23 protein-coding genes are annotated in these 25,438 nt (G+C 66.4%); 7 read left to right on the top strand and 16 right to left on the bottom strand.

Going from position 1 to position 25,438, the window contains the following annotated elements:
- Window positions 1–3: 3 nt before the first annotated feature.
- The 5 genes from Q9R30_RS13100 to Q9R30_RS13080 form a co-directional block, all read right to left on the bottom strand.
- On the bottom strand, window positions 4–1,218 hold the full coding sequence (locus Q9R30_RS13100; protein WP_104997474.1) for a pseudouridine synthase: 1,215 nt from the start codon (window positions 1,216–1,218) through the stop codon (window positions 4–6).
- Between the two features lie 111 nt (window positions 1,219–1,329).
- A complete protein-coding gene (locus tag Q9R30_RS13095) occupies window positions 1,330–1,992 on the bottom strand; it encodes an SMC-Scp complex subunit ScpB (protein WP_104997473.1) in 663 nt (220 codons plus the stop codon).
- A complete protein-coding gene (locus Q9R30_RS13090) occupies window positions 1,989–2,801 on the bottom strand; it encodes a ScpA family protein (protein WP_104997472.1) in 813 nt (270 codons plus the stop codon). The genes Q9R30_RS13095 and Q9R30_RS13090 overlap by 4 nt, the downstream gene beginning before the upstream one ends.
- 7 nt (window positions 2,802–2,808) lie before the next feature.
- Window positions 2,809–3,708: a ParA family protein gene (locus tag Q9R30_RS13085; RefSeq protein ID WP_013600617.1), complete on the bottom strand. Its 900-nt coding sequence runs from the start codon at window positions 3,706–3,708 to the stop codon at window positions 2,809–2,811.
- 239 nt (window positions 3,709–3,947) lie between these two features.
- The gene (locus Q9R30_RS13080; protein ID WP_104997471.1) at window positions 3,948–5,291 is read right to left on the bottom strand and encodes a cation:dicarboxylate symporter family transporter; all 1,344 of its coding nucleotides are present in this window, start codon (window positions 5,289–5,291) and stop codon (window positions 3,948–3,950) included.
- A gap of 151 nt (window positions 5,292–5,442) precedes the next feature.
- On the opposite strand from Q9R30_RS13080, the gene Q9R30_RS13075 reads away from it, so the two are divergent.
- Both Q9R30_RS13075 and Q9R30_RS13070 read left to right on the top strand, forming a co-directional pair.
- Window positions 5,443–7,077, top strand: coding sequence for an ATP-binding protein (locus Q9R30_RS13075; RefSeq protein WP_311217849.1), 1,635 nt, complete (start codon window positions 5,443–5,445; stop codon window positions 7,075–7,077).
- On the top strand, window positions 7,074–7,787 hold the full coding sequence (locus Q9R30_RS13070; protein WP_311217823.1) for a response regulator: 714 nt from the start codon (window positions 7,074–7,076) through the stop codon (window positions 7,785–7,787). Before Q9R30_RS13075 ends, Q9R30_RS13070 begins: the two co-directional genes overlap by 4 nt.
- 14 nt (window positions 7,788–7,801) lie before the next feature.
- Here the strand turns inward: Q9R30_RS13070 and Q9R30_RS13065 are convergent, their stop codons facing one another.
- On the bottom strand, window positions 7,802–9,694 hold the full coding sequence (locus Q9R30_RS13065) for an AMP-binding protein (protein WP_311217822.1): 1,893 nt from the start codon (window positions 9,692–9,694) through the stop codon (window positions 7,802–7,804).
- Between the two features lie 176 nt (window positions 9,695–9,870).
- On the opposite strand from Q9R30_RS13065, the gene Q9R30_RS13060 reads away from it, so the two are divergent.
- The 4 genes from Q9R30_RS13060 to Q9R30_RS13045 all read left to right on the top strand — a co-directional run bounded on the left by Q9R30_RS13060 (window position 9,871) and on the right by Q9R30_RS13045 (window position 14,161).
- A complete protein-coding gene (locus tag Q9R30_RS13060) occupies window positions 9,871–10,530 on the top strand; it encodes a GntR family transcriptional regulator (protein WP_311217821.1) in 660 nt (219 codons plus the stop codon).
- On the top strand, window positions 10,523–12,043 hold the full coding sequence (locus tag Q9R30_RS13055) for an MmgE/PrpD family protein (protein ID WP_104997466.1): 1,521 nt from the start codon (window positions 10,523–10,525) through the stop codon (window positions 12,041–12,043). The genes Q9R30_RS13060 and Q9R30_RS13055 overlap by 8 nt, the downstream gene beginning before the upstream one ends.
- A complete protein-coding gene (gene prpB / locus Q9R30_RS13050; protein WP_104997465.1) occupies window positions 12,043–12,948 on the top strand; it encodes a methylisocitrate lyase in 906 nt (301 codons plus the stop codon). Before Q9R30_RS13055 ends, prpB begins: the two co-directional genes overlap by 1 nt.
- 61 nt (window positions 12,949–13,009) lie before the next feature.
- Window positions 13,010–14,161, top strand: coding sequence for a bifunctional 2-methylcitrate synthase/citrate synthase (locus Q9R30_RS13045; RefSeq protein WP_104997464.1), 1,152 nt, complete (start codon window positions 13,010–13,012; stop codon window positions 14,159–14,161).
- A gap of 75 nt (window positions 14,162–14,236) precedes the next feature.
- Here Q9R30_RS13045 and Q9R30_RS13040 read toward each other — a convergent pair whose 3' ends face one another.
- The 10 genes from Q9R30_RS13040 to Q9R30_RS12995 all read right to left on the bottom strand — a co-directional run bounded on the left by Q9R30_RS13040 (window position 14,237) and on the right by Q9R30_RS12995 (window position 24,078).
- Window positions 14,237–14,719 (bottom strand): 8-oxo-dGTP diphosphatase, encoded by a 483-nt coding sequence (locus Q9R30_RS13040; protein WP_311217820.1) that lies wholly within the window; start codon window positions 14,717–14,719, stop codon window positions 14,237–14,239.
- A 2-nt stretch (window positions 14,720–14,721) separates the two neighbouring features.
- Entirely contained in the window at window positions 14,722–15,744 is a 1,023-nt protein-coding gene (gene xerD / locus Q9R30_RS13035; RefSeq protein WP_311217819.1) for a site-specific tyrosine recombinase XerD, read from the bottom strand.
- The gene (locus tag Q9R30_RS13030; protein ID WP_311217818.1) at window positions 15,744–16,406 is read right to left on the bottom strand and encodes an NUDIX hydrolase; all 663 of its coding nucleotides are present in this window, start codon (window positions 16,404–16,406) and stop codon (window positions 15,744–15,746) included. The genes xerD and Q9R30_RS13030 overlap by 1 nt, the downstream gene beginning before the upstream one ends.
- A 24-nt stretch (window positions 16,407–16,430) precedes the next feature.
- Window positions 16,431–18,191: a CTP synthase gene (locus Q9R30_RS13025; protein WP_311217817.1), complete on the bottom strand. Its 1,761-nt coding sequence runs from the start codon at window positions 18,189–18,191 to the stop codon at window positions 16,431–16,433.
- A 114-nt stretch (window positions 18,192–18,305) separates the two neighbouring features.
- Window positions 18,306–20,045 carry a DNA repair protein RecN gene (gene recN, locus Q9R30_RS13020; protein ID WP_311217816.1) on the bottom strand — a complete coding sequence of 580 codons (1,740 nt, stop codon included), beginning with the start codon at window positions 20,043–20,045 and terminating at the stop codon, window positions 18,306–18,308.
- A 4-nt stretch (window positions 20,046–20,049) separates the two neighbouring features.
- Window positions 20,050–21,075 carry an NAD kinase gene (locus tag Q9R30_RS13015; RefSeq protein WP_104997459.1) on the bottom strand — a complete coding sequence of 342 codons (1,026 nt, stop codon included), beginning with the start codon at window positions 21,073–21,075 and terminating at the stop codon, window positions 20,050–20,052.
- Between the two features lie 13 nt (window positions 21,076–21,088).
- Window positions 21,089–21,904, bottom strand: a complete 816-nt coding sequence (locus Q9R30_RS13010) for a TlyA family RNA methyltransferase (RefSeq protein WP_311217815.1) — start codon at window positions 21,902–21,904, stop codon at window positions 21,089–21,091.
- Window positions 21,904–22,155, bottom strand: a complete 252-nt coding sequence (locus Q9R30_RS13005) for a hypothetical protein (protein WP_311217814.1) — start codon at window positions 22,153–22,155, stop codon at window positions 21,904–21,906. Before Q9R30_RS13005 ends, Q9R30_RS13010 begins: the two co-directional genes overlap by 1 nt.
- A 9-nt stretch (window positions 22,156–22,164) precedes the next feature.
- Window positions 22,165–23,154, bottom strand: coding sequence for an HAD-IIA family hydrolase (locus tag Q9R30_RS13000; RefSeq protein WP_311217813.1), 990 nt, complete (start codon window positions 23,152–23,154; stop codon window positions 22,165–22,167).
- Between the two features lie 3 nt (window positions 23,155–23,157).
- Window positions 23,158–24,078 carry a hypothetical protein gene (locus tag Q9R30_RS12995; RefSeq protein WP_311217812.1) on the bottom strand — a complete coding sequence of 307 codons (921 nt, stop codon included), beginning with the start codon at window positions 24,076–24,078 and terminating at the stop codon, window positions 23,158–23,160.
- Between the two features lie 36 nt (window positions 24,079–24,114).
- Between Q9R30_RS12995 and Q9R30_RS12990 the strand changes: the two genes are divergently transcribed.
- Window positions 24,115–24,954: a hypothetical protein gene (locus Q9R30_RS12990; protein WP_311217811.1), complete on the top strand. Its 840-nt coding sequence runs from the start codon at window positions 24,115–24,117 to the stop codon at window positions 24,952–24,954.
- Window positions 24,955–25,438 lie beyond the last annotated feature (484 nt).

Here is a 25,438-nt window from a genome sequence, read left to right as displayed (position 1 = left end):
GCCTCAGAGCCCTACGGATGCCAGCAGGTGGCCGACTTCCTGCTTGCCGAGGTTGCGGATGCTGCCCTGTCGCTGGTCTCCCAAACCGATGGGGCCCACCTTCACGCGGACCAGCCGCAGGACCGGGAAACCGACGGCGTCGAACAGGCGGCGGACAATGCGGTTCTTGCCGGAGTGCAGCACCACCTCGATCAGGACGTGGCCCGGGGTGGAGTCGACAAGCCGGAAGGAGTCCACGGACGCAAAGCCGTCCTCGAGTTCCACACCCTCCTTGAGCTGCGCGCCAATGCCCTGCGGGAAGGGACCGCGGACCTGCACGAGGTAGGTCTTGGGAACCTCGTAGGAAGGGTGCGTCAGGCGGTTGGCGAGTTCGCCGTCGTTCGTCAGCAGGAGCAGGCCCTCGGTGGCGACGTCGAGGCGGCCGACGTGGAACAGGCGTTCGCCCTTGTTCTTGCTGTTCTTGAGGAAATCGCTGATGCAGGGGCGCCCCTCAGGATCCTCCATGGTGGAAACAACGCCCTTGGGCTTGTTGAACACCATGTACACCAAGTCCTCATCCAGCTGGATCCGGAGCCCGTCCACGTGGATGACGGCGGTCTTGGGGTCGACGCGGACGCCGAGTTCGGTGACCACCTGGCCGTCCACTTCCACGCGGCCCTCGGCGATCATCTCTTCGCAGACGCGGCGGGAGGCGACCCCGGCCGAGGCCATGACCTTCTGCAGGCGCACGCCATCGGCATCGTGAAGCTCCGACTGGGGAACATCGCCCCGCGGGCCCTTCTTGCGGGACGGCCTGCGGACCGGCCCCAGGTTCTGGCCGAAACGTTCGCTGCCGAACGCCCGGGAGGCCGCGGCGCCCGGGGCGCCGGTGCGTGGCTTCGGTTTCAGGGCGCCGGGAGTGCCCGGTGCTTTCTTTGCCCCGGGCTTGCGCGCTGCAGGCTTCCGGGAGGACGGCCTGGCCGCCTTCGGATCAACCGCACCGCGGCCCTGCTGCGGGCCGTCCGAAGCCAAATCCGGATCGATGAATCGCTCCTCGCGCGGCTTGGGTGCGCGTTGCGGGCGGTCGCTGCCGAACCCGCCGCCCCGCTTGGGGGCACCGCCGCGGAACCCGCCCGCTGAACTGCCACCCTGGGAGGTGTTGCGCTGTGTCCTGTTTCGTTCCGAACCGTCGCGTCCCGAACTGTTACGTGGTGAACCCTGGCGTCCCGCCTGTGTCATGACCCGTCCTTCAATTGTGTGGCCGGAAAGGTGTCCACAGACAACCTTAACCAGCCGTGCAGAAATAGTCTGCCCTGATAAATTCTCTTTGCCCAGGCAGGGCGAACCCGCCTAGATCCCTTCGGCGTCGTAGTACTCCGCGATGCCGTCCAACCCTGGAAGATGTGGAGACAGCTGCGGCAGCTCGGCCACCGAGCCGATTCCCATCCGCTCCAGGAAATACGATGTAGTCCGGTAGAGGATGGCCCCGGACTCCGGATCCGTTCCCGAATCCTCGATCAACCCGCGTTGGGCGAGTGTCCTGACCACAGAGTCAACATTGACGCCCCGAATTGCGGACACCCTTGCCCTGGAGACAGGCTGCCGGTACGCGATGACCGCCAGCGTTTCCAGGGCCGCCTGGGTAAGCCTGGCCGTTTGCCCTTCCAGCACGTATTTGCCAACAATGTCGGCGAATTCCGCGCGGGAATAGATCCGCCAGCCACCGGCGATGTTCCGCAATTCAAAACCCCGGGGGCTGGAGCCGAAACCAGCGGCGCTGGCTTGTTCCATATCCGGGGCTTTAACAGTATAGCCGGTATACTCGCGCTGAAGTTCGGCCAGCAGCGTGGTGACCGTTTCAACGGTCAGCCCAAGCCCGGCAGCCAGTTCTTCTTCTGTTGCCGGCTGGTCGATGACCATCAGCACGGCCTCAATGGCAGCTTTGGCCCCGCCCGGAAGGTTTTCCAGGTCATCCTCCCCCGGGTCCGTTGGTTCGGTAGCTTCCTTGGTCACAGCTGCTCCTCGAATTCTTCGCTCAGGTTCTCCGCCGACCACTGCCTGCCGCCGGCTGTCCAGTGGACGGCAAGGTCCGCCAGCGGCGAAAGCTGGTCGAAGGAGACTGCCTTGTCCCGGAACAGTTCAAGCAGGGCCAGGAACCTGGCCACCACCACCAAGGTGGACTCCGCGTCGGCAATGATGGCCCGGAAAGTCAGCGGCGATTCCTGCTGGAGCCGCAACCCCACGATCTCCGCCTGCTCCTTGACGCTGACATTGCCGCCGTGCAGGTGGGCCAGCCCCACCTCCGTTGCTTTGGGCGCCTTGGGTTGCAGCGCAGCTTGGGCCATGGCTGCGAACTGTTCAGGAGTGTGCTTCCAGACGAGCTCAGGGAGCAGCGCCGCGAAGTGTTCCTCCAGCGCAACCTGCCGGGGAAAACGCCGGGCTTCCTGGTGCAATGTTTCGCCTAGCAGCCCGGCCACGTGCTTGAAGGCCTTGTATTGGAGCAGCCGGGCGAAGAGCAGGTCCCTGGCTTCGAGCAGGGCCATGTCCTCGTCGTCTTCCACCTCCCCGGCAGGAAGAAGCCTGGCAGCTTTGATGTCCAGCAGTGTCGCGGCGATCACCAGGAATTCACTGGCTTCGTCAAGGGCCCAGTCCTCGCCCAGTTCCTGCAGCTTCCGGATGTACTTGATGAATTCGTCGGTCACCGTGGCGATGGCCACCTCGGTGATGTCCAACTGGTGCTTGGCAATCAGCCCCAGCAGGAGGTCGAACGGACCCGTGAAGTTGGCCAGCCGCACCTCAAAGCCGGGCTTGGTTTCGGCCACGGCGTGGCTAGGGTGCGCCGCCGCGCGAGATCAGCTCTTTGGCCAGCCGGCGGTAGGCGTCGGCGCCCACGTGGTTGCCGGCGTAACTCGTGATCGGCTCGGCGGCCACGGTGGCGTCCGCGAACTTGATGGAGCGCTTGATGACGGTCTCGAAGACCTTGTCGCCGAAGGCCTCCACCAGCCGGGTGATGACCTCCCGGCTGTGCAACGTCCGTGCGTCGTACATGGTGGCGAGGACGCCGTCCACCTGCAGGCGCGGGTTAAGGCGGTCCTGCACCTTGTCGATGGTTTCCACCAGCAGCGCCACGGCGCGGAGGGCGAAGAACTCGCAGATCAGCGGAATGATGACGCCGTGCGCCGCGGTGAGCGCATTGACGGTCAGGAGCCCGAGGGAAGGCTGGCAGTCTATGAGGACGACGTCGTAGTCGTCCTCGACTTTCTTGAGGGCCCGGTCCAGGACCTGCTCTCGCGCAACTTCATTGACGAGCTGGACTTCGGCGGCGGAGAGGTCAATGTTCGCCGGCAGCAGGTCGACGTTCTCGACGCCGGTCTGGTGGATGGCGTCGCGGATGTCCACTTTGCGGTCCATCAGCACGTTGTAGACAGTAAGGTCCAGCTCGTGGGGATTCACGCCGAGGCCCGCCGAAAGCGCACCCTGCGGATCGAAGTCGACCAGGAGGACGCGGCGGCCGTATTCCGCCAGCGCCGCGGCGAGGTTGATCGTGGAGGTGGTCTTGCCGACGCCGCCCTTCTGGTTCACCATGGCGATGACCCGGGCCGGACCGTGGGAGGACAGCGGCGCGGGTTCCGGAAACTCGCGGTATGGGCGCCCGGTGGGCCCCATCACCGCATTGTCCAGGTCAAATTCCGTGCCCTCCAGAGTTGCTGAACCCTGTTCGCTGCTCACGTATCTATCCACACTTTCGATGACGGTGATTTCCTGCCGCTGACTGCCAGCGCCGTTCCTTCTTCTTCCCAAGGTTACAGCGACCGACACGGCATTCGAGGGAACTTGACTTTCGGCCCATGTTGAGCCTTGACCCTCTAGCTGAGGTCGAAGGTTGGTTTGGTTCAGGACACGCGGCAGCCCCCGCTGCCATGGCTGCGGAGGCTGCTGCGCCGATCCGGACTGGTATCTGGTTCGTGCTAGACGGTGGCGGGAACGCGCGCCCCGGTTTCCTCGACGACCGGGGCGGCATGCCCGGCAATCATGGTCTGCTCGTCGAAGGGCAGTTCACCCGAGAGCACCTGGTTGACCTGTACGCCGTCGATCTCCTTGACCCACGTGCCAATCAGGACGGTGGCTACGGCATTCCCGGTGAAGTTGGTCAGGGCGCGGGCCTCGGACATGAACCGGTCGATGCCCACGATCATGCCTACGCCGCCCAGCAGCTCGGGCTTGTGGGCCTGGAGGCCGGCAGCCAGCGTGGCGAGGCCGGCACCGGTGACACCGGCTGCACCCTTGGAGGCAATGATCATGAAGATCAGCAGGGAGATCTGGGCGCCCAGGTCCAGCGGCGTGCCCATGGCGTTGGCAACGAACAGGGAGGCCATGGTCAGGTAGATGGCCGTGCCGTCAAGGTTGAAGGAGTAGCCGGTGGGCACCGTGACGCCAACAACGGGCTTGGAGACACCGAGGTGTTCCATCTTGGCGATCAGGCGGGGCAGGGCGGCTTCGGAGGAAGACGTGGAGAAGATGAGCAGGTATTCGCGGCCCAGGTACTTCATCAGCTTGAAGATGTTGACGCCGGTGACAACCTTGAGCAGGCCGCCCAGGATGATCACGATGAACAGTGCGCAGGTGATGTAGAAGGCAGCCATCAGGGTGAACATGCTGACGATGGCCTGGAAGCCGGTAGCTCCCACGACGGCGGCGATGGCACCGAAGGCACCCACGGGGGCGAGCCACATGATCATGATCAGGATGCGGAACACGAGGACCTGACCGTGGCTGATGGCCTTGAGGATGGGAGCCCCCTGCGGGCCCATCTTCTGGAGGGCGAACCCTACGAGGATGGCAGCAAAGAGGGTGGGCAGGACGGGAATATCTCCCGGAATGATGCCAAGGAGGAAGGCAACGGTGCTGTCTACTTCCGCCTTCTTGTTGGGGTCGTAGGGAGCGAGTTTCAGGCCCTCACCCGGGTGGATCAGGTTGCCCACCACCAGGCCGATGGCGAGCGCGAACGTGGACATCAGGACGAAGTAGCCCAGCGCCATGCCGCCTACCTTGCCTACCGTGGCAGCCTTCGCGATCGAGCCGATGCCCAGGACGATGGTGCAGAAGATGACCGGGGCGATCATCATCTTGATGAGTTTGATGAACCCGTCGCCGAGCGGCTTGAGGGACTTGCCGACCTCCGGAAACATCAGGCCCACCACGGCGCCGAGGATCACGGCGGCGATGACGGCGATGTAGAGGTAGTGCGATTTGTCGATGCCCTTGCGCCGCGTCTTCACGGTGTCAAGCGACTCTCCTCGTTGAGAAGCCATGATGTGTCTCCTTATATGGATAATCTGATAGACGCTGCGGCACAGTATCTGGGCTCAACACGTCCTCCGGTGTGATATCCATCATTGGGTACGCCGTGACCCAGCTCACCGTTGCGTTCATATTGGTCGTGGAAGGCGCGTGGAGGTACGGATGATCCACCCCTGGAGTATCGCCCGCCGGCTCTTCGTGGCGAACCTGCTGATTGTGGTGGTGTTCATCGCCATCGTTGGTTCAGCCACCTACGTTGATGCCCGTGACCGCGCCTATGACGAGGCCGGCACGCGCATGGCGGGGATCGCCGCTTCGATCGCAGCCAGTCCGCTGGTGCTGGAGGCGGCCGCCGGCCCGGACCCCTCCGCCGTCCTGCAGCCCTATGCCAGCGACGTAATGTCCGCAGCCGACGTCGACTTCGTGACCATCATGGCTCCGGACCGGACGCGCTGGACGCACCCGCGGGAGGAGGAAATCGGCCGGCCTTACATCGGCTCAATCGACGCCGCCTTGCGGGGTGAGCAATACACGGAAGTGACGGCGGGGACGCTGGGCCCGTCAGTGCGGACGATCGTCCCGGTCAAGGATGAGGCGGGCGGCGTGAAGGCGCTGGTGGCGGCGGGTGTCACGGTACGGACGGTGGATGTTGCGTTCGCGGGACGCCTGCCTGCCCTGCTGGCGATTGGCCTTGCCCTGCTGCTGGGAGGCTCGCTGGCCTCCTGGCTGCTGGGCCGGTATCTTCGCCGGGTCACCCGCGGCTGGGGGCCGGAGCAGCTCTCGCAGTTGTTCGCATACTACGAGTCCGTCCTGCACTCGGTCCGGGAAGGGCTGATCCTCATCGATGCCAAGGGCCGCGTGGTGATGTACAACGACCACGCGGCCGAGTTGCTGGGCCTTGAGGGATCCGGCAGCGAGGACCCCACCCGGCCCCCGTCACTGGCGGAACTGCCGCTCGAGGAGGAGCTCCGGGAACTGTTCGAGTCGGGGCGGACTGCCAAGGACGAAATTGTCCTTACCGGTTCGCGGGTCCTGGTGGTTAACCAGGGACCGGCCAAGGCGCCCGGGGCTCCGGGGAACCGCGGCAGGTCAGCCGTCTACGGCACGGTGGCCACGCTGCGGGACCGGACCGAGATTGAGGCGCTGGGCAACGAACTGGAAACCATGCGCACCCTTTCCGGAGCGCTCCGCGCACAGACCCATGAGCACGCCAACAGGCTCCATACCATGGTCTCGCTCCTGGAGCTGGGCCGGACCCAGGAAGCCTTGGACTTTGCCACCCGGGACCTGGAACTGAGCCAGCAGCTGACCGATGACATGGTCGGCTCGGTGGATGAGCCCGTACTGGGTGCCCTGGTCATGGGCAAGGTGGCTGAAGCCCACGAACGCGGCGTCCAGCTCGACGTTGCCGCGCTGGGTTCCGGTACTGTGGCGGGAGTCGCGGTGCAGGACCTGGTCACCATCCTGGGCAACCTGCTGGACAACGCGATTGATGCGGCATCAGACGCTCCTCCGCCGCGGCGGGTGCAGCTGACCGTGGAGTCGGACGAGGAGGGGCTGGACATTGCCGTCCACGACTCCGGTGCGGCGCTGGACGCCCAGGCCGCGGACAACATCTTCCGGCACGGCTTCAGCACCAAGCCTTCCGGACCCGGCGGACGGGGCATCGGGCTGGCGCTGGTCCGGCAGGCAGTACACCGTCTGGGCGGTACGCTGACCATCAACGGACGGCGCGGAGCGAAGTTCGAAGTATTTCTTCCCGCAGCGGTGTCCCCGCAGAAGGAGCACACACCGTGAGCAACATCCGGGTCCTCATCGTTGAGGACGAGGCCATCGCATCAGCCGCACACGCGGCCTACATCGGGCGGTTGCCGGGCTTTGAACTGGCCGGAAGCGCTCCTGACGGCCAGTCTGCCCTCCGCCTGCTCGGCGAATTCTCCGCCGCAGGCAACCCGGTGGAGCTGGTCCTCCTGGACATGAACCTCCCGGACCTCCACGGGCTGGACATTGCGCGGCGCATGCGGGCGGCCGGCATCCTGGCGGACATCATCGCCATCACGGCCGTGCGGGAACTGGCGATCGTCCGGAGCGCGGTGGCCATTGGCGTGGTCCAGTACCTGATCAAGCCGTTCACGTTTGCCACTTTCGCTGACAAGCTGGAGAGTTACCGGCAGTTCCGGCAGCAGCTCGCAGGCCATGACGCAGGATCCGGGAAGACCGGCGCGTCCCAAAGCGAAGTGGACCAGGCGTTCGCCAGTTTGCGGGCGCCGTCCGAACTCCCCCTGCCCAAGGGCCTCTCGGTTTCCACGCTGGACTCGGTGCGGGACTTCGTCAAACAGCAGCGCGATGCCGTCTCGGCCACGGAGGTCATGGACGCCCTCGGCATGTCCCGCGTCACCGCGCGGCGCTACCTGGAGTACCTGGCCGATGCAGGTACGGTCTCCAGGACTGCCCGGTACGGCACCCCGGGCAGGCCGGAGAACGAGTACCGCTGGAACGCGCGCTGAACTGGACCCGGGCCTCACCCCGGCGTGGGGCGGAGGGTCCCGATGAGCTGGTCTATCACCCCGGCGTCCTCGATGGTGGACGGCACCGTGTACTCCTCGCCGTCGGCTATCTGGCGCATGGTCTTGCGGAGGATCTTTCCTGACCGGGTCTTGGGCAGGGCCTCCACCACGGTGACGTGCTTGAAGTCCGCGACGGCCCCGATGTCCCGGCGCACCAGCGCCACCAGGTCCTTTTCCAAGACGTCCTGCGAGACCTCCACCCCGGACTTCAGCACAACGTAGCCGCTGGGGCGCTGGCCCTTCAGCGGATCCGCGAGGCCGATCACCGCGCACTCGGCCACGGCCGGGTGCTGGCCAATGACCTGTTCCATGGCACCGGTGGAGAGCCTGTGTCCCGCCACGTTAATGATGTCGTCGGTGCGCCCCATGACGAACACGTAGCCGTCTTCGTCCCGGTAGCCCGAGTCACCGGTGGCATAACAGCCGTCGAAAGCCCGCAGGTAGGAGGAGACATAGCGTTCGTCGTCGCCCCAAAGCGTTGCCAGCGTCCCGGGCGGCAGCGGCAGGCCCAGCACGATGTTGCCTTCGCTTCCGGGCCCCACCTCCTCCCCGAAGCCGTCCACGATGCGAAGTTTGAACCCCGGCATGGGAACACTGGGCGAACCCGGTTTGATCGGCAGCTCTTCCAGCCCGCGGGGATTGGCACAGATGGCCCAGCCCGTCTCCGTTTGCCACCAGTGGTCCACCACGGGGACACGCACCGTCCGCGAGGCCCAGTGGAACGTGTCCGTGTCCAGCCGTTCCCCTGCCGTGAAGAGGGTGCGCAGGCTGGAAATGTCGTAGGCGCCCAGCAGGGCTGCATCCGGGTCCGCCTTCCGGATGGCCCGCAGTGCCGTGGGCGCCGTGAACAGGACGTTGACGCCGTGGTCCCGGACCACCCGCCAAAAGGCGCCGGCATCCGGGGTTCCGACCGGTTTCCCCTCATAGAGGACTGTTGTGGCGCCGGCCAGCAGCGGGCCGTAGACGATATAGGAGTGCCCCACCACCCAGCCGACATCCGAGGCGGTCCACATAACGTCTCCCGGACCGATGCCGTAGATGTTCTCGAGCGTCCAACTGAGGGCGACCGCGTGTCCGCCGTTGTCCCGGACCACGCCCTTGGGCGTCCCGGTGGTACCGGAGGTGTACAGGATGTACAGCGGATCCGTAGCAGCGACGTCCACCGGCCCGGCCGGTTGGGCGGCGGCCATTTCGGAATCCCAGTCCAGCCAGCCGTGCTCCGCTGCCGTGGCGGTGAAACCCTCCCGTGCCGTGACGATAACGGGGAGATCCGGCACGCCGGCCAGGGTGAGGGCATCCGCGACGGCGGGGAGGTATTCAATGCGGCGTGACGGCTCGATTCCGCCCGAGGCAGTGACCACCACGGCAGGGGCGGCATCCCGAATGCGGGATGCAAGCTCCTTTGGGGCGAATCCGCCAAACACCACTGAATGCACTGCCCCGAGCCGGGCCGTGGCAAGCATGGCGATGGCGGCCTCGGGGATCATTGGCATGTAGATCACCACGCGGTCGCCCTTGCCCACGCCGCTGTTGCGAAGGACCCCGGCAAAGCGCGCCACAAGGCCGGTGAGTTCCGCATAGCTGAACCGGCGCTGGCTGCCGAGCATGGCCGAATCGAAGATCAGGGCATCCTGGTCCCCCCGGCCGGCCTCCACATGGCGGTCCAGGGCGTTGTAGGAGGTATTCAGGACGCCGTCGGGAAACCAGCCGTACAGCGGAGCCCTAATGGAGTCCAGGGCGCGCCGGGGCTGCGTTGACCAGGATATCCTTGCGGCCGCGCTGAGCCAGAACTCCCCTGGCTCCCTGAGGCTGTGGTCGTAAGTGTCCCGATAGCTGTTGGTGACCATAAAAGCGCACATCCCGTCCACGACATTGTGATGACGCCATGCTAGCCGGGCCGTTGAACGGAGACAATAGCAATGTATACACGCAGCGAGAGTTTTTGCAGTTGTTGCCGCCTCGGGCTGGTTTTTGCCCACGCTTTGTATACACTGAAGAGGTCAAACCACCGAAGGAGGCAAGGATGCGCGCCAGCGACAGGGCCTATGAAGCGCTGCGCGATGACATCACCGAATGGCGCCTCCTGCCGGGCACGGTACTGGCGGAGGTGGAGCAGTCGGAACGCCTGGGTGTCTCGCGCACTCCCTTGCGGGAGGCGCTGAGCCGGCTCACGGCGGAAGGGCTGACGACGACGGCGGGCAGCCGCGGCGTCGTCGTCACCGACGTCTCACTGGACGACATCGACGAACTCTTCGAGCTGCGCGAAACCCTGGAGTGCAAAGCCGCGGCGCTCGCCGCCGAACGCGGCGACTCTGCCGTGTTCCTGCAGTTGCAGAAGGAATTCCTTGAGGCACCCGCCCTCATCGATGGCAGCGATCCGGGCCGGCACGCGTATTACGACCTCTCGGGGCGCCTCGACGCGGCCATCGATGCTGCTGCTTCCAACTCCTACCTGGCCCAGGCCATGCGCGGCCTGCGCGTGCACCTTGTCCGGGTCCGCAGGCTCGCCGCCGACGATGCGCCACGGCTCACTTCCGCTGCCGCCGAGCACGCAGCAATCGCCGAGGCCATAGCCGCTGGCAATCCCCGGCTGGCCGAGGCAGCCACCACCCTCCACCTGCACAGAAGCCTTTCACACGTCAAAAACACGCACAGGCCCCACGACAAGGAGCATCATGGTTAAGGAACACCACGTCCGCGTATACAAGAGCGAGGAAAACCTGCCCCGCGAGGAGCAGCTCGCCTACAAGATCGCCAAGGTAGCCACCGATCCGGTGGCAGTCACCGACGAGGTGACAGACATGGTGATCAACCGGGTGATCGACAACGCCTCGGTGGCCATCGCGTCCTTGAACCGTGCTCCGATCGTGGCGGCCCGGGCCCAGGCGCTGGCGCATGGCCCCAGCACCGGCGGGAAGGGCGCGAAGGTCTTCGGTATCGGCGAGCGCGTCTCTCCCGAGTGGGCGGCGTGGGCCAACGGGGTGGCGGTGCGCGAACTGGATTACCACGACACCTTCCTGGCTGCCGACTACTCACACCCCGGAGATAACATTCCCCCGATCCTTGCCGTTGCCCAGCACACCGGGGCCAGCGGACACGACCTCGTGAGGGGCATCGCCACCGGGTACGAGATCCAGGTGAACCTGGTCAAGGCCATCTGCCTGCACAAGCACAAGATCGACCACGTGGCGCACTTGGGCCCGTCGGCTGCGGCGGGCATCGGTACCCTGCTGCGGCTCGACGTCGAAACCATCTTCCAGTCCGTGGGCCAGGCCCTGCACACCACCACGGCCACGCGGCAGTCGCGGAAGGGCGAGATCTCCACCTGGAAGGCGCACGCACCGGCGTTCGCCGGCAAGATGGCAGTGGAGGCCGCGGACCGTGCCATGCGCGGTCAGACCTCGCCGGTACCCATCTACGAGGGCGAGGACGGGGTGATCGCCTGGATGCTTGACGGCCCGGACGCTTCCTACCTGGTCCCGCTGCCGGAAGCCGGGGAGGCCAAGCGCGCCATCCTGGACACGTACACCAAGGAACATTCCGCCGAGTACCAGGCCCAGGCCTGGATCGACCTCGCGCGGAAGCTGAACCGTGAGCACCCCGAGGCCACCGACCCCGCGAACGTGAAGTCCGTGCTGATCAAGACGAGCCACCACACGCACTATGTGATCGGCTCCGGCGCGAACGATCCGCAGAAATACTCCCCCACCGCCTCGAGGGAAACACTGGACCACTCCATCCCGTACATCTTCACAGTGGCGCTGCAGGATGGCGCGTGGCACCACGTGGACTCCTATGCCCCCGAACGCGCCGCACGCCCGGACACGGTGGACCTGTGGCAGAAAGTGTGCACCGAGGAAGATCCCGAGTGGACGCGGCGCTACCATTCCCTGGACATTGCCGAAAAGGCCTTCGGCGGTTCCGTGGAGATCACCCTCGCGGACGGCACAGTCATCACGGACGAGATCGCGGTGGCCGATGCCCACCCGCTCGGTGCCCGGCCCTTCGGCCGGGAGCAGTACGTCAACAAGTTCCGCACCCTCGCCGCCGGGCTAGTGGAGGAACCGGAAATCGAAAGGTTCCTGGCCGCCGTCGAACGCCTCCCGGAACTCGCCGCCGGCGAACTGGACCAACTGAACATCACTGCCGCGCCGGGGGTTATCGACCTGGGCGCCGCACCCAAGGGCCTTTTCTGATGCTGTACTCCAAGACCACTCCGGAGCAGAAGCGGGTCCGGTTCCGGGAACTCCTGGCCTCCGGGACCATCCAGCAGTTCCCGGGCGCCTTCAACCCGCTTTCGGCACGGCTGATCGAGGAAAAGGGCTTCGCCGGGGTCTACATCTCCGGCGCCGTGCTGGCCAACGATCTCGGCCTGCCGGACATCGGCCTGACCACCCTCACCGAAGTCGCCACCCGCGCCGGACAGATCGCCCGCATGACGGACCTGCCCGCGATCGTGGATGCGGACACCGGCTTCGGTGAACCCATGAACGTGGCCCGCACCGTCCAGGAAATCGAGAATGCCGGCCTGGCCGGGCTGCACATCGAGGACCAGTTCAACCCCAAGCGCTGCGGCCACCTGGACGGCAAGAACGTGGTGGACCTGGAGACTGCCACGAAACGCATCCGGGCAGCCGCGGATGCGCGACGGGACCCGAACTTCCTGATCATGGCCCGTACCGACATCCGCGCCACGGATGGGCTCGCAGCGGCCCAGGACCGCGCCCGGGCTCTCGTGGATGCCGGTGCGGACGCCATTTTCCCCGAAGCGATGGCCACCCTGGACGAGTTCCAGGCCATCCGCGACGCCGTGGACGTGCCAATCCTGGCAAACATGACGGAGTTCGGAAAGAGCGAACTCTTCACCGTGGACCAGCTCGCCGGGGTGGGCGTGAACATGGTGATCTATCCGGTGACCCTGCTCCGTAGTGCCATGGGCGCTGCTGAGCGTACGCTGGACTCGATCAAGGCTGAGGGAACACAGGAGGCACAGGTGGGCAGCATGCTGACCCGTGCGCGGCTGTACGACCTCGTTGACTACGAGGCCTACAACCGCTTCGACACCGGGGTCTTCAATTTCCAGGTCCCCGGGAAGCACTAAAAACCACCACCGCCGGCCGCTGCCGGCATCCGAAAGGCGACAGGAACAAGGGAGTTTCAGCATGGCTGAACAGGACATCAAAAAAGGTCTCGCCGGCGTCGTAGTGGATTACACATCCGTCTCGAAGGTCAACCCGGACACCAACTCACTGCTGTACCGCGGCTACCCGGTCCAGGAGCTCGCCTCCCGGTGCAGCTTCGAGGAAGTTGCGTACCTCCTCTGGAACGGGGAACTGCCCAGCCAAGACCAGCTAGCTGAATTCACCGCGCGGGAGCGGGCCGGGCGCGCCCTGGACCCAGTGGTCAAGCAGGTAGTCGATACCCTGCCCACCAGCTCGCATCCCATGGATGTCTGCCGGACAGCCGCGTCGGTGATGGGGGCGAGGCATCCGCTAGCGGAAGACTCGTCGCGGGAGGCCAACATGGCCAAAGCGGTGGACCTCTTCGCCGCCATGCCGGCCGTGGTGGCGTACGACCAGCGCCGCAGGCACGCCGCGGGCCAGCGCATCGACCCAGTGGAGCCCCGCGACGACCTTGGCTACTCGGCCAACTTCCTCTGGATGGCGTTTGGCGAGGAGCAGGTACCGGAGGTGGTGGAGGCCTTCAACGTTTCCATGATCCTGTACGCCGAGCACAGCTTCAACGCCTCGACGTTCACGGCTCGGGTCATCACGTCCACCCTCTCGGACCTGCACTCGGCGGTCACCGGAGCCATCGGTGCGCTGAAGGGACCACTGCACGGCGGAGCCAACGAGGCCGTCATGCACACCTTCGACGAGATCGGGATCCGGCCCGAGGAGTCCCTTGAGGAGGCAGCAGCCCGGGCCAAGGCGTGGATGGAGAATGCGCTGGCCCAGAAGAAGAAAGTGATGGGCTTCGGCCACCGCGTGTACAAGCACGGCGACTCCAGGGTGCCCACCATGAAGGCTGCGCTGGACAAGATGATCGCCCACTACGGGCGGCCCGAGATCCTGGGCCTTTACCAGGGGCTTGAAACCGCCATGGACGAAGCCAAGGCCATCAAGCCCAACCTCGACTACCCGGCAGGGCCCACCTACCACCTGATGGGCTTCGACACCGCAACGTTCACTCCCCTGTTCGTTGCCAGCCGCATCACGGGCTGGACGGCGCACATCATGGAGCAGCTGGACTCCAACTCGCTGATCCGGCCGCTGAGCGAGTACAACGGCCCCGAGGAGCGGCACCTGCCGTAGGCGCTGCTGCTGCGGAAACAACGACGACGGCGGGAGGGCGCTGCGGTGCCCGGCCCGCCGTCGGCGTCTAGCGGCTTAAGGCAGCAGGCTTTCCGAGGAGGCGACGGCCTCGTTGTCGTTGTCCATGGTCACCACGATGTTGACCCTGCCGCCCTCCAGCACCACCGGCAGCCAGTGGTCCGCATCCTGCCACATCCGGTCAACGGGCAGCGCGGCGGTATCGAACCAGGCGGGAGCGATCTCGATGCTTTCGATGGGTTCGCCTTCCCAGCAAACGGCGGTGAACAGGCGGGTGTCCATGTCCCACTCCGGCTTGGCAGGGAACACGAACCGTACGACGCCCGCATCCCTAAGGTCCTCAAGCCGGAGCCCGACGTCGGTTTCCTCCCGCACCTCGCGGATCACCGCTTCCGCGGCGGTCTCCCCCGCTTCGACGTGCCCGCCGATGCCGACAATCTTTCCGCGACCAAAGCCGGTTTTCTTTAGTCCCAGCAGCACTTGGGGGACGCCGTCCACTTCGCGGAGCAGGAAACACAGGGCCACTGCAGCGGCAGCCACGCTCAGCCCAGTGCCCGGGGATGCGCGGCAGCATAAATCTCCCGCAGGGTATCGGCAGTGACAAGGGTATACACCTGGGTTGTGGTCACCGAGGCATGACCCAGGAGTTCCTGGACCACGCGGACGTCGGCGCCGCCTTCGAGCAGGTGGGTGGCGAAGGAGTGCCTGAGGGTGTGCGGGGAAACGTCCTTGGTGATGTTCGCCTTTTCGGCTGCTGCCTTGAGGATGGTCCAGGCACTCTGGCGGCTGATGCGGCCGCCGCGGGCATTCAGGAACAGTGCGGGTGTTCCTTTTCCCTTCGCCGCCAGCAGGGGACGTCCGCGCACCAGGTAGGCGTCCAACGCCCTGGCGCCGTACGAGCCGAGGGGTACCAGCCGTTCCTTGGACCCCTTGCCGAAGAGCCGAACGATGGCCGGGCCCGATCCGGCCTCCGCCAAGGAAATGTCGTCAACGGCCAGGCCCACGGCCTCACTGATCCGCGCCCCGGTGGAATATAGGAACTCAAGGAGGGCACGGTCGCGCAGCCCTGTTGCCGTGTCCGTTCCCGCCGCCTCGAGGATCCTGGTCACCTCGTCCACGCTGATGGCCTTCGGCAGCCGTTTCCCGGGCATTGGCGGGTGGACCTCACTGGCGGGGTCGGAGGGGGTATGCCCCTCCAGGGCCCAGAACTTGTGGAGGCCGCGTACGGCAACCACGGTCCTGGCCGCGGACCGCACTCCCAGGGCCGTGCCGCCGTCGGAACCGTCAGACAGGGCCTGGACGAATCCGGTCACGTGGCGCCGGGTGACCTCCTCCGGGCGCCGGCAGCCTGCGGCGGAAAGGTAGCGGGAGTAGCGGGCAAGGTCCCGCCGGTAGGCAGCCAGGGTGTTGGCCGCGAGCCCGCGCTCCACACCCATGTGCTGGAGGTAGTCGGTGATGCCGCGGTCAACGGCGGTTGGCGGTGCAGGCGGTGGTGCGGAATCCTGGACCGGCGTTGCCGGGGCCGGACCTGCCGGGGCCAGCGAGGCGGAGGAAATGGGGACCATCAGCGCTGGCTGGGGTGGGCAGGCCACGGGGCATCCGCTGGACGGAGGCCTTCATACCCGCCGGCGCGGGCCGCGGCCGCCGCCAGGATTCCGACGACCGCGGACGGGTTGTGGAGCCTGCCGGCCAGCACCGACGCCACGGCGTCGTCCAGGCCGATCCAGTGGAACTCGATCTCCGCTTCCTCATCGGTCCGCTCGTGGCGTTCGTGGTGGGGTATGTCAGTGAGGTCCCGGGCAAGGTAGATCCTGATGGCCTCGCTGGAGGACCCCGGGGAGTTGAAGAAGTCGGCCAGGACGTTCCACGTTCCCGCGGCGAGGTCCGCTTCCTCGGCCAGTTCGCGGGCGGCTCCGACGACGAAGTCCTCCCCTTCGATGTCCAGCAGGCCGGCCGGGATTTCCCAGAGGTCCATGCCCACCGGGTGGCGGTATTGCCTGAGGAGGAGGATTTCGCCGTCGGCGTTCATGGGCAGGACGGCCACTGCCCCGGGGTGGTCAATGTAGTCGCGGGTCAGGGCATCGCCGGTCTCCTGCAGCTGGAAGCTGTCGCTGACCACGTCCCAGATCCGGCCCTCGTACACCTTCTCGGTAGACAAAAGACGGCGCGGGCTCGGTGCATCCGAAACCTGCTGTGCAGCAGGGGTGTTTTCAGGTGTGCCGGGCATCGCGCCGTCCTTTTTCAGTTGGAACTACTTAGCGGCTACCGTACCGGAGTGCAGGGCGCCGGCATCCGCGGTGGCGGCCGTGTCGGAGCCCTCCTGGTGCTTCAGGGCTGCCTTGACCAGGCCGGCGAACAGCGGGTGCGGCCGCGTGGGACGCGAGCTCAGCTCAGGATGCGCCTGGGTGGCCACGTAGTACGGGTGGACGTCCACGGGCAGTTCAACGAACTCCACGAGCTTGCCGTCCGGGGACGTGCCGGAGAAGACCAGGCCTTCAGCTGCAATCTGGTCGCGGTACTTGTTGTTGACCTCGTAGCGGTGGCGGTGGCGTTCGCTGACGGTGGTCTTGCCGTAGGTTTCCGCGATGACGGATCCGGCGTCGAGCTTTGCTTCGTAGAGGCCCAGGCGCATGGTGCCGCCGAGGTCGCCGCGGCCTTCCACGAACTCCAGCTGCTCTTCCATGGTGGCAATGACCGGGTACTTGGAGTCCGGCTCGAACTCGCTGGACGAAGCGCCCTCCAGCCCCACCACGTTGCGGGCGTATTCGATGACCATGCACTGCAGGCCCAGGCAGAGTCCCAGGACCGGCAGTTTGGTTTCGCGGGCGAACTTCAGGGCGCCGAGTTTGCCTTCAAGCCCGCGGATGCCGAAGCCGCCGGGAACACAGATGGCGTCGACGCCGTCGAGCGCCTTGACGGCGCCCTCGCGGGTTTCGCATTCGTCCGAGGGGACCCAGCGGATCTTGACCTTGGTGTCGTTGGCGAAGCCGCCGGCTCGCAGGGCCTCGGTTACTGACAGGTAGGCGTCGGGCAGGTCGATGTACTTGCCCACCAGCGCGATTTCAACCTCGTGCTTGGGGTTGTGCACGGCTTCGAGCAGCTTGTCCCAGCTGGTCCAGTCCACGTCCTTGAAGGGCAGGTCCAGGGCGCGCACGATGTACGAGTCCAGGCCCTGCGTGTGGAGCGTCTTGGGGATGTCGTAGATGCTCGGGGCATCGGCAGCGTTGACCACGGCGTCGATGTCGACATCGCACATGCGGCCGATCTTTTCCCGCATCGCGTCCGGAACTTCGCGGTCCGAGCGGATAACGATCGCCTCAGGCTGGATACCGATGGACCGCAGGGCTGCGACGGAGTGCTGGGTGGGCTTGGTCTTCAGTTCCTGGGACGGCCCGATGTACGGGACCAGCGAGACGTGGAGGAAGAACACGTTGGTGCGGCCGATGTCCTGGCGTACCTGGCGGGCCGACTCGAGGAACGGCTGGGATTCGATATCGCCCACGGTGCCGCCGATTTCGGTGATGATGACGTCCGGGGCGTTCTTGCCCTCGGCCGGCAGGCGCATGCGGCGCTTGATCTCATCGGTGATGTGCGGGATGACCTGGACGGTGTCGCCGAGGTACTCGCCGCGGCGTTCCTTGGCGATGACCGTGGAGTACACCTGGCCCGTGGTCACGTTTGCCGAACCTTCCAGGTTTTCGTCCAGGAAGCGCTCATAGTGTCCGATGTCCAGGTCAGTTTCGGCACCGTCGTCAGTGACGAAGACTTCGCCGTGCTGGAAGGGGTTCATGGTGCCCGGATCGACGTTCAGGTACGGATCGAGCTTCTGCATAGTTACAGACAGGCCACGCGCCCGCAGCAGGTGGCCGAGGCTTGACGCCGTCAGTCCCTTACCGAGCGAGGACGCCACACCACCGGTTACGAAGATGTGTTTGGTCGTCTTGGACGAGCCCGGGAACCGGGAATTTACACGGGAATTTGATCGCTGCACCACGGAATTCGAGCCTATCATCATTTGAGCCTTCCACGGATCGCTGGGAGTACTTCCCAAATGACCAAGTCTGCCGGTCCGGCCGCCCCGGGAGCAAGGGGCGGCCGCTGGCCGGCACCCCGGCAAGGCCGGGTTTCAGGCCCGCTGCGGCAGGAGTTTGGCGTCGTCCAGCAGTTCCTGTGCGTGGGCCTGCGCCGACTCCGAATCCTCCTGGCCTGCCAGCATGCGCGCCAGTTCGCGGACCCGTTCGGAACCATCAAGGAGGCGGACATCACTTGAGGTGAACCCCGTGGCTGTCTTGCCGTCGGCTCCCCTGACGGAGGTTTTGGTGACCGTGATGTGCTGGTCCGCGAAGGCGGCCACCTGCGGAAGGTGCGTGACCACCAGCACCTGGACGTGGCGGGCCAGCATGGCCAGCCTGCGGCCGATCTCGACGGCGGCACGTCCGCCCACACCGGCGTCCACCTCGTCGAAGACGAACGTGGGGACGGGGTCCACGGCGGCCAGCACCACCTCAATGGCGAGCATGACGCGCGAGAGTTCACCGCCGGATGCGCCCTTGCCCAACGGCCGGGCGGGCGCACCGGAGTGCGGCTGCAGGAGGAAGCTGATCTCGTCGGCGCCATACGGGGTTAGCTGGCCGGCCGGGTCGATGGTGATGACCAGGGTGGCATCGGCCATCGCCAGCGCCTTCAGCTCCGCGCTGACCCGGGCCGAAAGGTCCTTGGCGGCCTTGGCCCTGGTCTTGCTGATTGCGGCGGCCTGCTTCTTCAGGTCCGCCTCAGCCTTCACAACCTCGGCGTCCAGGGCTTCGATCCGGGTGGAGTCGTCCTGCAGTTCGTCGTAGCGGATGCGGGCGTTCTCCGCCCAGACGAGGACCTCGTCAATTGTCGGGGCGTACTTGCGGACCAGCTTGGCCAGGGCGGCCCGGCGGTCCTCTATTTCCGCGAGCCGTTCCGGCCCTTCCGTGTCCAGGCCGGCCTGGTAGCTGGCCAGCTCGGTGGCGATGTCGTTGAGCAGGAAGCCCACCTCGGCCAGCCGCGCAGCCGCTGAGCCGAGCTCGGCGTCGTGCTCTGCCACATGCTCCAGCGTCCGCTTGGCGGCGTCAACCAGTGTGGTGGCGTCACCGGCTTCGCCGAAGTCCTCGGCGATGAGCGCCTGGTGGGCGGTGCTCGCTGCGATGCGGAGCTCCTCCACGTTGGCCAGCTTTACGGCCTCGGCCTTGAGCAGCTCGTCCTCCCCCGGCTGCGGATCCACCTGGTCAATCTCCGCCAGGGCGGTCTCCAGGGACTCGGCTTCGCGCAGCCTGTCGCGGGCGGCGCTGCGGAGCGTGTCCAGCTCCGCTTGGCTGGACTTCCAGCGGTTGTACAGGTCCTGGTAGGCGGCCAGCGGGCCGGACAGCGCCTCACCGGCGAACTTGTCCAGGGCTCCCCGCTGGGCGGCGGCTCCCTTAAGCCGGATCTGGTCCGACTGGCCATGGACCACCACGAGGGTCTCGCCGATCTCGGCGAGGACGCCCACCGGGGCGGCCCTGCCGCCCAGGAAAGCACGGCTGCGGCCGTCCGAGCCGAGGCGGCGGGCCAGGATCAGCTCCGCGCCGCCGTCGAACTCCTCCGCCTCGGCACCCGCCTCCAAAGCCCTGGCTATGGCGGGATGGCCGGCGTCGAGCTTGAGCACTGCCTCGGCGGTGGCACTCTTGGCACCGCTCCTCACCGCCCCGGCGTCGGAGCGGGCACCCAGCAGGAGCCCGACGGCGGTGACCACCATGGTCTTGCCCGCACCTGTCTCACCGGTCACCACGCTCAGGCCTGGCCCCAGCGGCAGCGTTGCGTCAGCAATGACGCCCAGATCGCGGATTCTCAGTTCTTCAAGCATGGCTTCACTTTGCGGTCGGCGGATCGGTTTCGACATCGGGCTGGCCCGCCTGCGGTACCTGGAGCGGGGGCATGGGGCGGGGCGTCCGAATGATGGGGATGGGGCCGGTGTGAACGGACTCAGCCTTGGGAGCCGGGCCCCGCCAGCCGTGAATGGGCAACTGGAACTTCCGGACCAAGCGGGCGGAAAACGGCGTCTGGTGCGTGCGCGCGAGCCGCACCGGGGTGGCGGACTTCGTGACCTCTACCCTGGCTCCCGGCGGCAGGTCCACTGACCGCCTGCCGTCACACCACAGGACGCCCAGGGCATCCGTACGGTTCAGGACTTCAACCGCCAACCGGGAGTGTGGCGAGACCACCAGGGGCTTGGCGAAGAGGGCATGGGCGCTGATGGGGACGATGACCAGGGCCTCCACCTCGGGCCAGACCACCGGGCCGCCGGCAGAAAAACCGTACGCTGTGGAACCCGTGGGCGTGGCCAGCACGATGCCGTCGCAGCCGAAGGACGTCAGCGGACGCTCATCCACCTCGGTGACCACCTCCAGCATGCGCTCACGGTTCGCCTTCTCGATGGCGGCCTCGTTCAGCGCCCACGTGTGCCAGATCTTCTGGCCGCGCACCCACACCTGGACATCTATGGTCATGCGCTCTTCCACCGTGTACTCACGGCTGGCAATCCATTCCACCGTCTGGGCCAGGTCCGCCCGCTCACTTTCGGCGAGGAATCCCACATGGCCGAGGTTCACCCCAAGCAGCGGAACGTCCACCTCGCGGACAAGCTCTGCCGCGCGCAGGATGGTGCCGTCACCGCCGAGGACCATGACGAGTTCGACGTCCGGGAGCCGGACGTGGTCGTGGAGGATCTCCACGGGCTGGGCCAAGTGTCCGAAAAACCGCTCCATGTCCCCGAGTTCGGACTCCTGCATGACCGGCACGATGCCCGAGGCATGCAGCAGGGCACACGCCTCCCAGGCGGCCTTCAGTGAGTCCTCGCGGCCGGTATGGGCGAGGACCAGTACACGCCTGCTCATCAGGTTCCGCTCTCTAGTGGTTCGGCCAGATTCGTCCGAGCAAGGCAGCGGCCGCTGCCTCCCGCTCTTCGATCTTAGGCAAGTCTTGGCTCATCCTGCGTTTTATCCACAGGAAGTATTCAACGTTTCCGTCCTGGCCCGGCAGCGGACTCTGCGCAAGGCCCGTCAGGTCGAGCCCGGCGTCGAGCGCTGCCCTGGCAACCTTCTCCACCGCCAGGCGCCGTTCCCGCTCGGAGGTGACCACGCCGGTCCGTCCCAGCCGGTCCTTTCCGATTTCAAACTGCGGCTTCACCATCAGCACCAGGTCCCCGCCGGGCTCAGTGCAGAGGGCCAGCGGCTGCACCACCAGGGTGAGGGAAATGAAGGACAGGTCAGCCACGGTAAGCGCTGCAGGGCCGCCAATGTCCGCGGAGGACATGTAGCGGACGTTCAGTCCCTCGTGGACCTCCACGCGGGGATCCTCGCGGAGCTGGGGCACCAGCTGGCCATGCCCGACGTCGACCGCCACCACGTGCGCGGCTCCCCGCCTCAGCAGCACGTCCGTGAAGCCGCCGGTGGAGGCTCCGGCGTCAAGGCATCTTTTTCCCGCTGCCGAGACCTCGGGGAAGGCGTCAAGGGCGCCGGCCAGCTTGTGGCCCGCGCGGCTGGCGTAGGCGTCTTGTTCATCATGCTGAACGGCGAGGTCCCGGCCCTCATCGACCTGGAGGGATGCCTTGGCGAGGACCTGTCCGGCGGAACTGACCTTGCCCTCGGCGATCAGGGCGGCCGCATGGGTGCGGGAGCGTGCAAGGCCGCGGGCCACCAACGCCTGGTCGAGGCGCAGCGGCATCAGGCGACGCCGTCCGTCGGATCACTGCTTCCATGCCCGCTGTCGGCGGGTTCGCTGTTCAGTGCGGCAAGCAGTTCATCGTGAAGTTCGTTGTAAACGGTCTCGTGCTCCGCCACCGGGACCTGGGGCAAGGCTTCAAGCCGTGCCAGTGCGTGCGCCACTACCGGGTCCGTGACACCTGCTCCGTCGGTTCCGGGCCAGTCCGGGGAAGGCTGGGCTGCTGCGGGGCGGGGTTCGGTCAGCTCAGTCATTCCACCAGTCTAGTGATCCAGCCAGACGAGTTCAGGCGCCTGGGGTGCGGCGGCGTCCGGGGTGGCTGCCCACCAGGCTGCACACGCGGCCCGCCAGGAATCAAGGTTGTCCTGGCTGCCGATGATGCCCACCGCCCCGTTGGCCACGCGGGCCGTGGCCTCGCCGCAGGCGTAGGTGCCGTCGTCGTGCGTGACCTCCGGGTAGACCCGGTGCAGGTCCGCCAGGGAGCTGATGATGTAGTCCGGACGCTCGGCGGCGCGGGCGGCCAGGATGGTTTGCCGGGTGTCGACGCCGGTCAGGACCGCCACAGTGGCGAAGCCTGCGTTGTTTCCGCCCAGGATGTCCGTGTCCAGCCGGTCTCCCACCACCAGGGGCCGTTCCGCGCCAAGCCGCTTGGCGGCGGAGTGGAAGAGCGGCGCTTCGGGCTTGCCGGCCACACGCGGGGTCTGGCCCGTTGCGGCTGCGACAGCGTGCACCAGCGTGCCGTTCCCCGGGGCGATGCCGCGGGCCTGCGGTATGGACATGTCAGTGTTGGTGGCCACCCACAGGGCGCCTGCGTTGACGACGTAGGTGGCTTCGGCCAGGTCCTTCCACCCGATCTCGGGGTTGAATCCCTGGACCACCGCCACCGGGGCCTCGTCCTGGCCGTACACCGGCACGAGCCCCACGAGTTCGATCTCCGCGGCCAGAGCCGGGCTTCCGGTGATGAGGACCCTGGAGCCCGGAGCCAGCAGGGAAGCGAGAAGGTCTGCGGCGGCCTGGGAGGAACTGACCACCTGGTGGTCCTCGGCAGGCGCGCCGAGTTCCCGGAGGTGGGCAGCCACCTGCGCCGGGGACCGGGATGCGTTGTTGGTCACGTAGCCCAGCCCCACGCCGAGGCCGGAGAGCTGTTTCAGGGACTCAACCGCACCGGGAATGGCATGCGGTCCGGCATAGACCACGCCGTCCAGATCTGCCAGGAGGGCGTCAAACAGGGAAATCAGGGGAACGTCACTCATGCGTCAGTCTTCCCGCCGGTCCTGCTGGTCCCCGGCCTGGTATTCCACGCCGGGTTCGCCGTCGTGTCCGGCTTCGGCTCCGTCTGCGGCCTCGCCGGAGGTTTCCAGCTCGTCCGGCTCCACCGAGTCTTCGTCGGACTCGGCGTCGTCGGAGGCGAAGTAGTCACCCTCCTGGTCTTCGATGGCGGCGTCCTGCGGTTCAGCGGACTCCGCAGCGGAACCGGCTACAGCTGCACCGGCGGCTGATGCGGCATCGGTTGAGGATGCGGCACTCGCGGCCGTTTCCGATGCCTGGGATGCGCGCTCCAGCAGGCGGCGGCGTTCGGCGTCCTCCCTGGCCTCTTCCTCTTCGTCCCAGCCAAGGTCAATAATGTCCGGTTCCTCGTCCACGCCCTGGCCCAGTGCGTTCTCGGCCACAACGGCCTGCTTCCGCCATTTCTCGGCTTCAGCGTCGCGGCCCACGCCGGCGAGGGCGTCGGCGTAGGCGCGGAAAAGCCGGGGGCTGTAGGAGAAGGCGCGGTTGATGTCCAGTTGCGGGATTTCCAGTTCGGCTACGGCAGCGTCCAGCTGTCCAAGGTCGGTCCGGGCACCGGCGGCAACGATGGCGAGTTCGGCTTTGCCGGGAGCGTCCAGGTCCTGGGCTTCCTCGGAACGGGCCACGTCCAGCGCACGGTCAGGGCGTCCCAACCCTCGTTCGCAGTCGGCCATGACCGGAAGGTGGACGTTTGAGCCGCTGATGCGACGGTAGGTGCGGAATTCGCGCAGGGCTTCACCGTAGTGGCCGGCTGCGTACGCCGTCAGTCCGACGGCTTCGCGGACGGCAGCGAGCCTGCCACCGCGCCGGCTGGCAGCCAGGGCGTGCTGGAACGCGAGCTCCGGCTCTTCATCGATCAGCCGGCCGGCCATGACCAGGTGGCGGGCCACCCACTCCGCACTTTTTGCTTCGAGGGTCTTGATCTGGTGCTGGGTCGCGCGGTCCAGTTCCTTGCCAGTGACGTCCTCGTCGATTTCAGGGGAACGTTCCCGGTCCGGCCGGTTGGCACTCCGGAGGTCCCGGGCGTTGGGCACGCGGACGGGACGGTCTTCCTGGCGGTCCCGCCCGAAGTTGCGGGGCCCGGCATCTTCCCGGCTGGAGCCGCGATCGAAACTACGGGGCGCGCGGTCCTGGCGGTCACCACGGCCGGCCCGGTCGCCACGATCGGTCCGTTCACCGAAAGGCTTCCGGTTCTCTCCCCCGCCAAAGCTACGACGCTCACCCTCGCCATCACGGCGCGGACGGTCACCAAAGGGCCGGTTCTCACGGTCGCCATAAGGCTTGCGGTCACGGTCCCCAAACGGCTTCCGGTCACGATCGCCAGAAGGCTTACGCTCCCCGGCACCGAACGGCTTCCGCTCCCCGGCACCGAAACCACGGCGCTCACCCTCGCCTTCACGGCGGGGACGGTCGCCAAAGGGCCGGTTCTCACGGTCGCCATAAGGCTTGCGGTCACGGTCCCCAAACGGCTTACGCTCCCCGGCACCGAAAGGCTTACGCTCACCCTCGCCCTCACGGCGCGGACGGTCACCAAAAGGCTTCTTGTCACGGTCCCCAAACGGCTTACGCTCTCCAGCACCGAAAGGCTTCCGCTCTCCAGCACCGAAACCACGACGCTCACCCTCGCCATCACGGCGCGGACGGTCACCAAAAGGCTTCTTGTCACGGTCCCCAAACGGCTTACGCTCACCGCCGCCGGAGGCACGGCCGGAATCACTGTTGTCGCGGCTGCTGCGGGAACGGAATCCACGCGGGTCGCCGCCTGAACTGTTATTGCCGCGGAATGCCCCGCGGTCATTTCCGCCGCGGTTGCCGCCGTTATGCTCAGCCATGTGGATTCCTCCTGTTGTGAGCCGACCACTGGCGCAACTGCAGCCGCTCGTATCCGTGTTTCGTTTCCTACGCAACCCGAAATCAAGCGCTTCGAAGTCCGTACATCTTCATCAATTCTAGTGGAGTCACCCAACCGGGCAGGACGGGAGAAGCCCAGACGCCGGCATCGTGGCAATATTCACACGCTCTCGCAGTTGATGTGGGTTTTTCTGTGACGCTGTCGCAGTTGATGGGGAGTTTTTTGGGGGTGCTCTCGCGGTTTGGTCCTGGTGGTCGACGGCGGGCGGGCCGGGGAAGTGCGGGAGGGTCCCCCTGGGAGGGGACGTTAAGTGCGAGAGGGTCCCGGCGGGAGGGGACGTTAAGTGCGAGAGGGTCCCGGCGGGGGCGTTAAGTGCGAGAGGGTCCCGGCGGGGGCCG

Source organism: Arthrobacter sp. AB6, assembly GCF_031844545.1.
Lineage (GTDB): Bacteria > Actinomycetota > Actinomycetes > Actinomycetales > Micrococcaceae > Arthrobacter.
The sequence above is the reverse complement of the archived record's forward strand: the minus strand, read 5'-3'. Positions and strand labels throughout refer to the sequence as shown.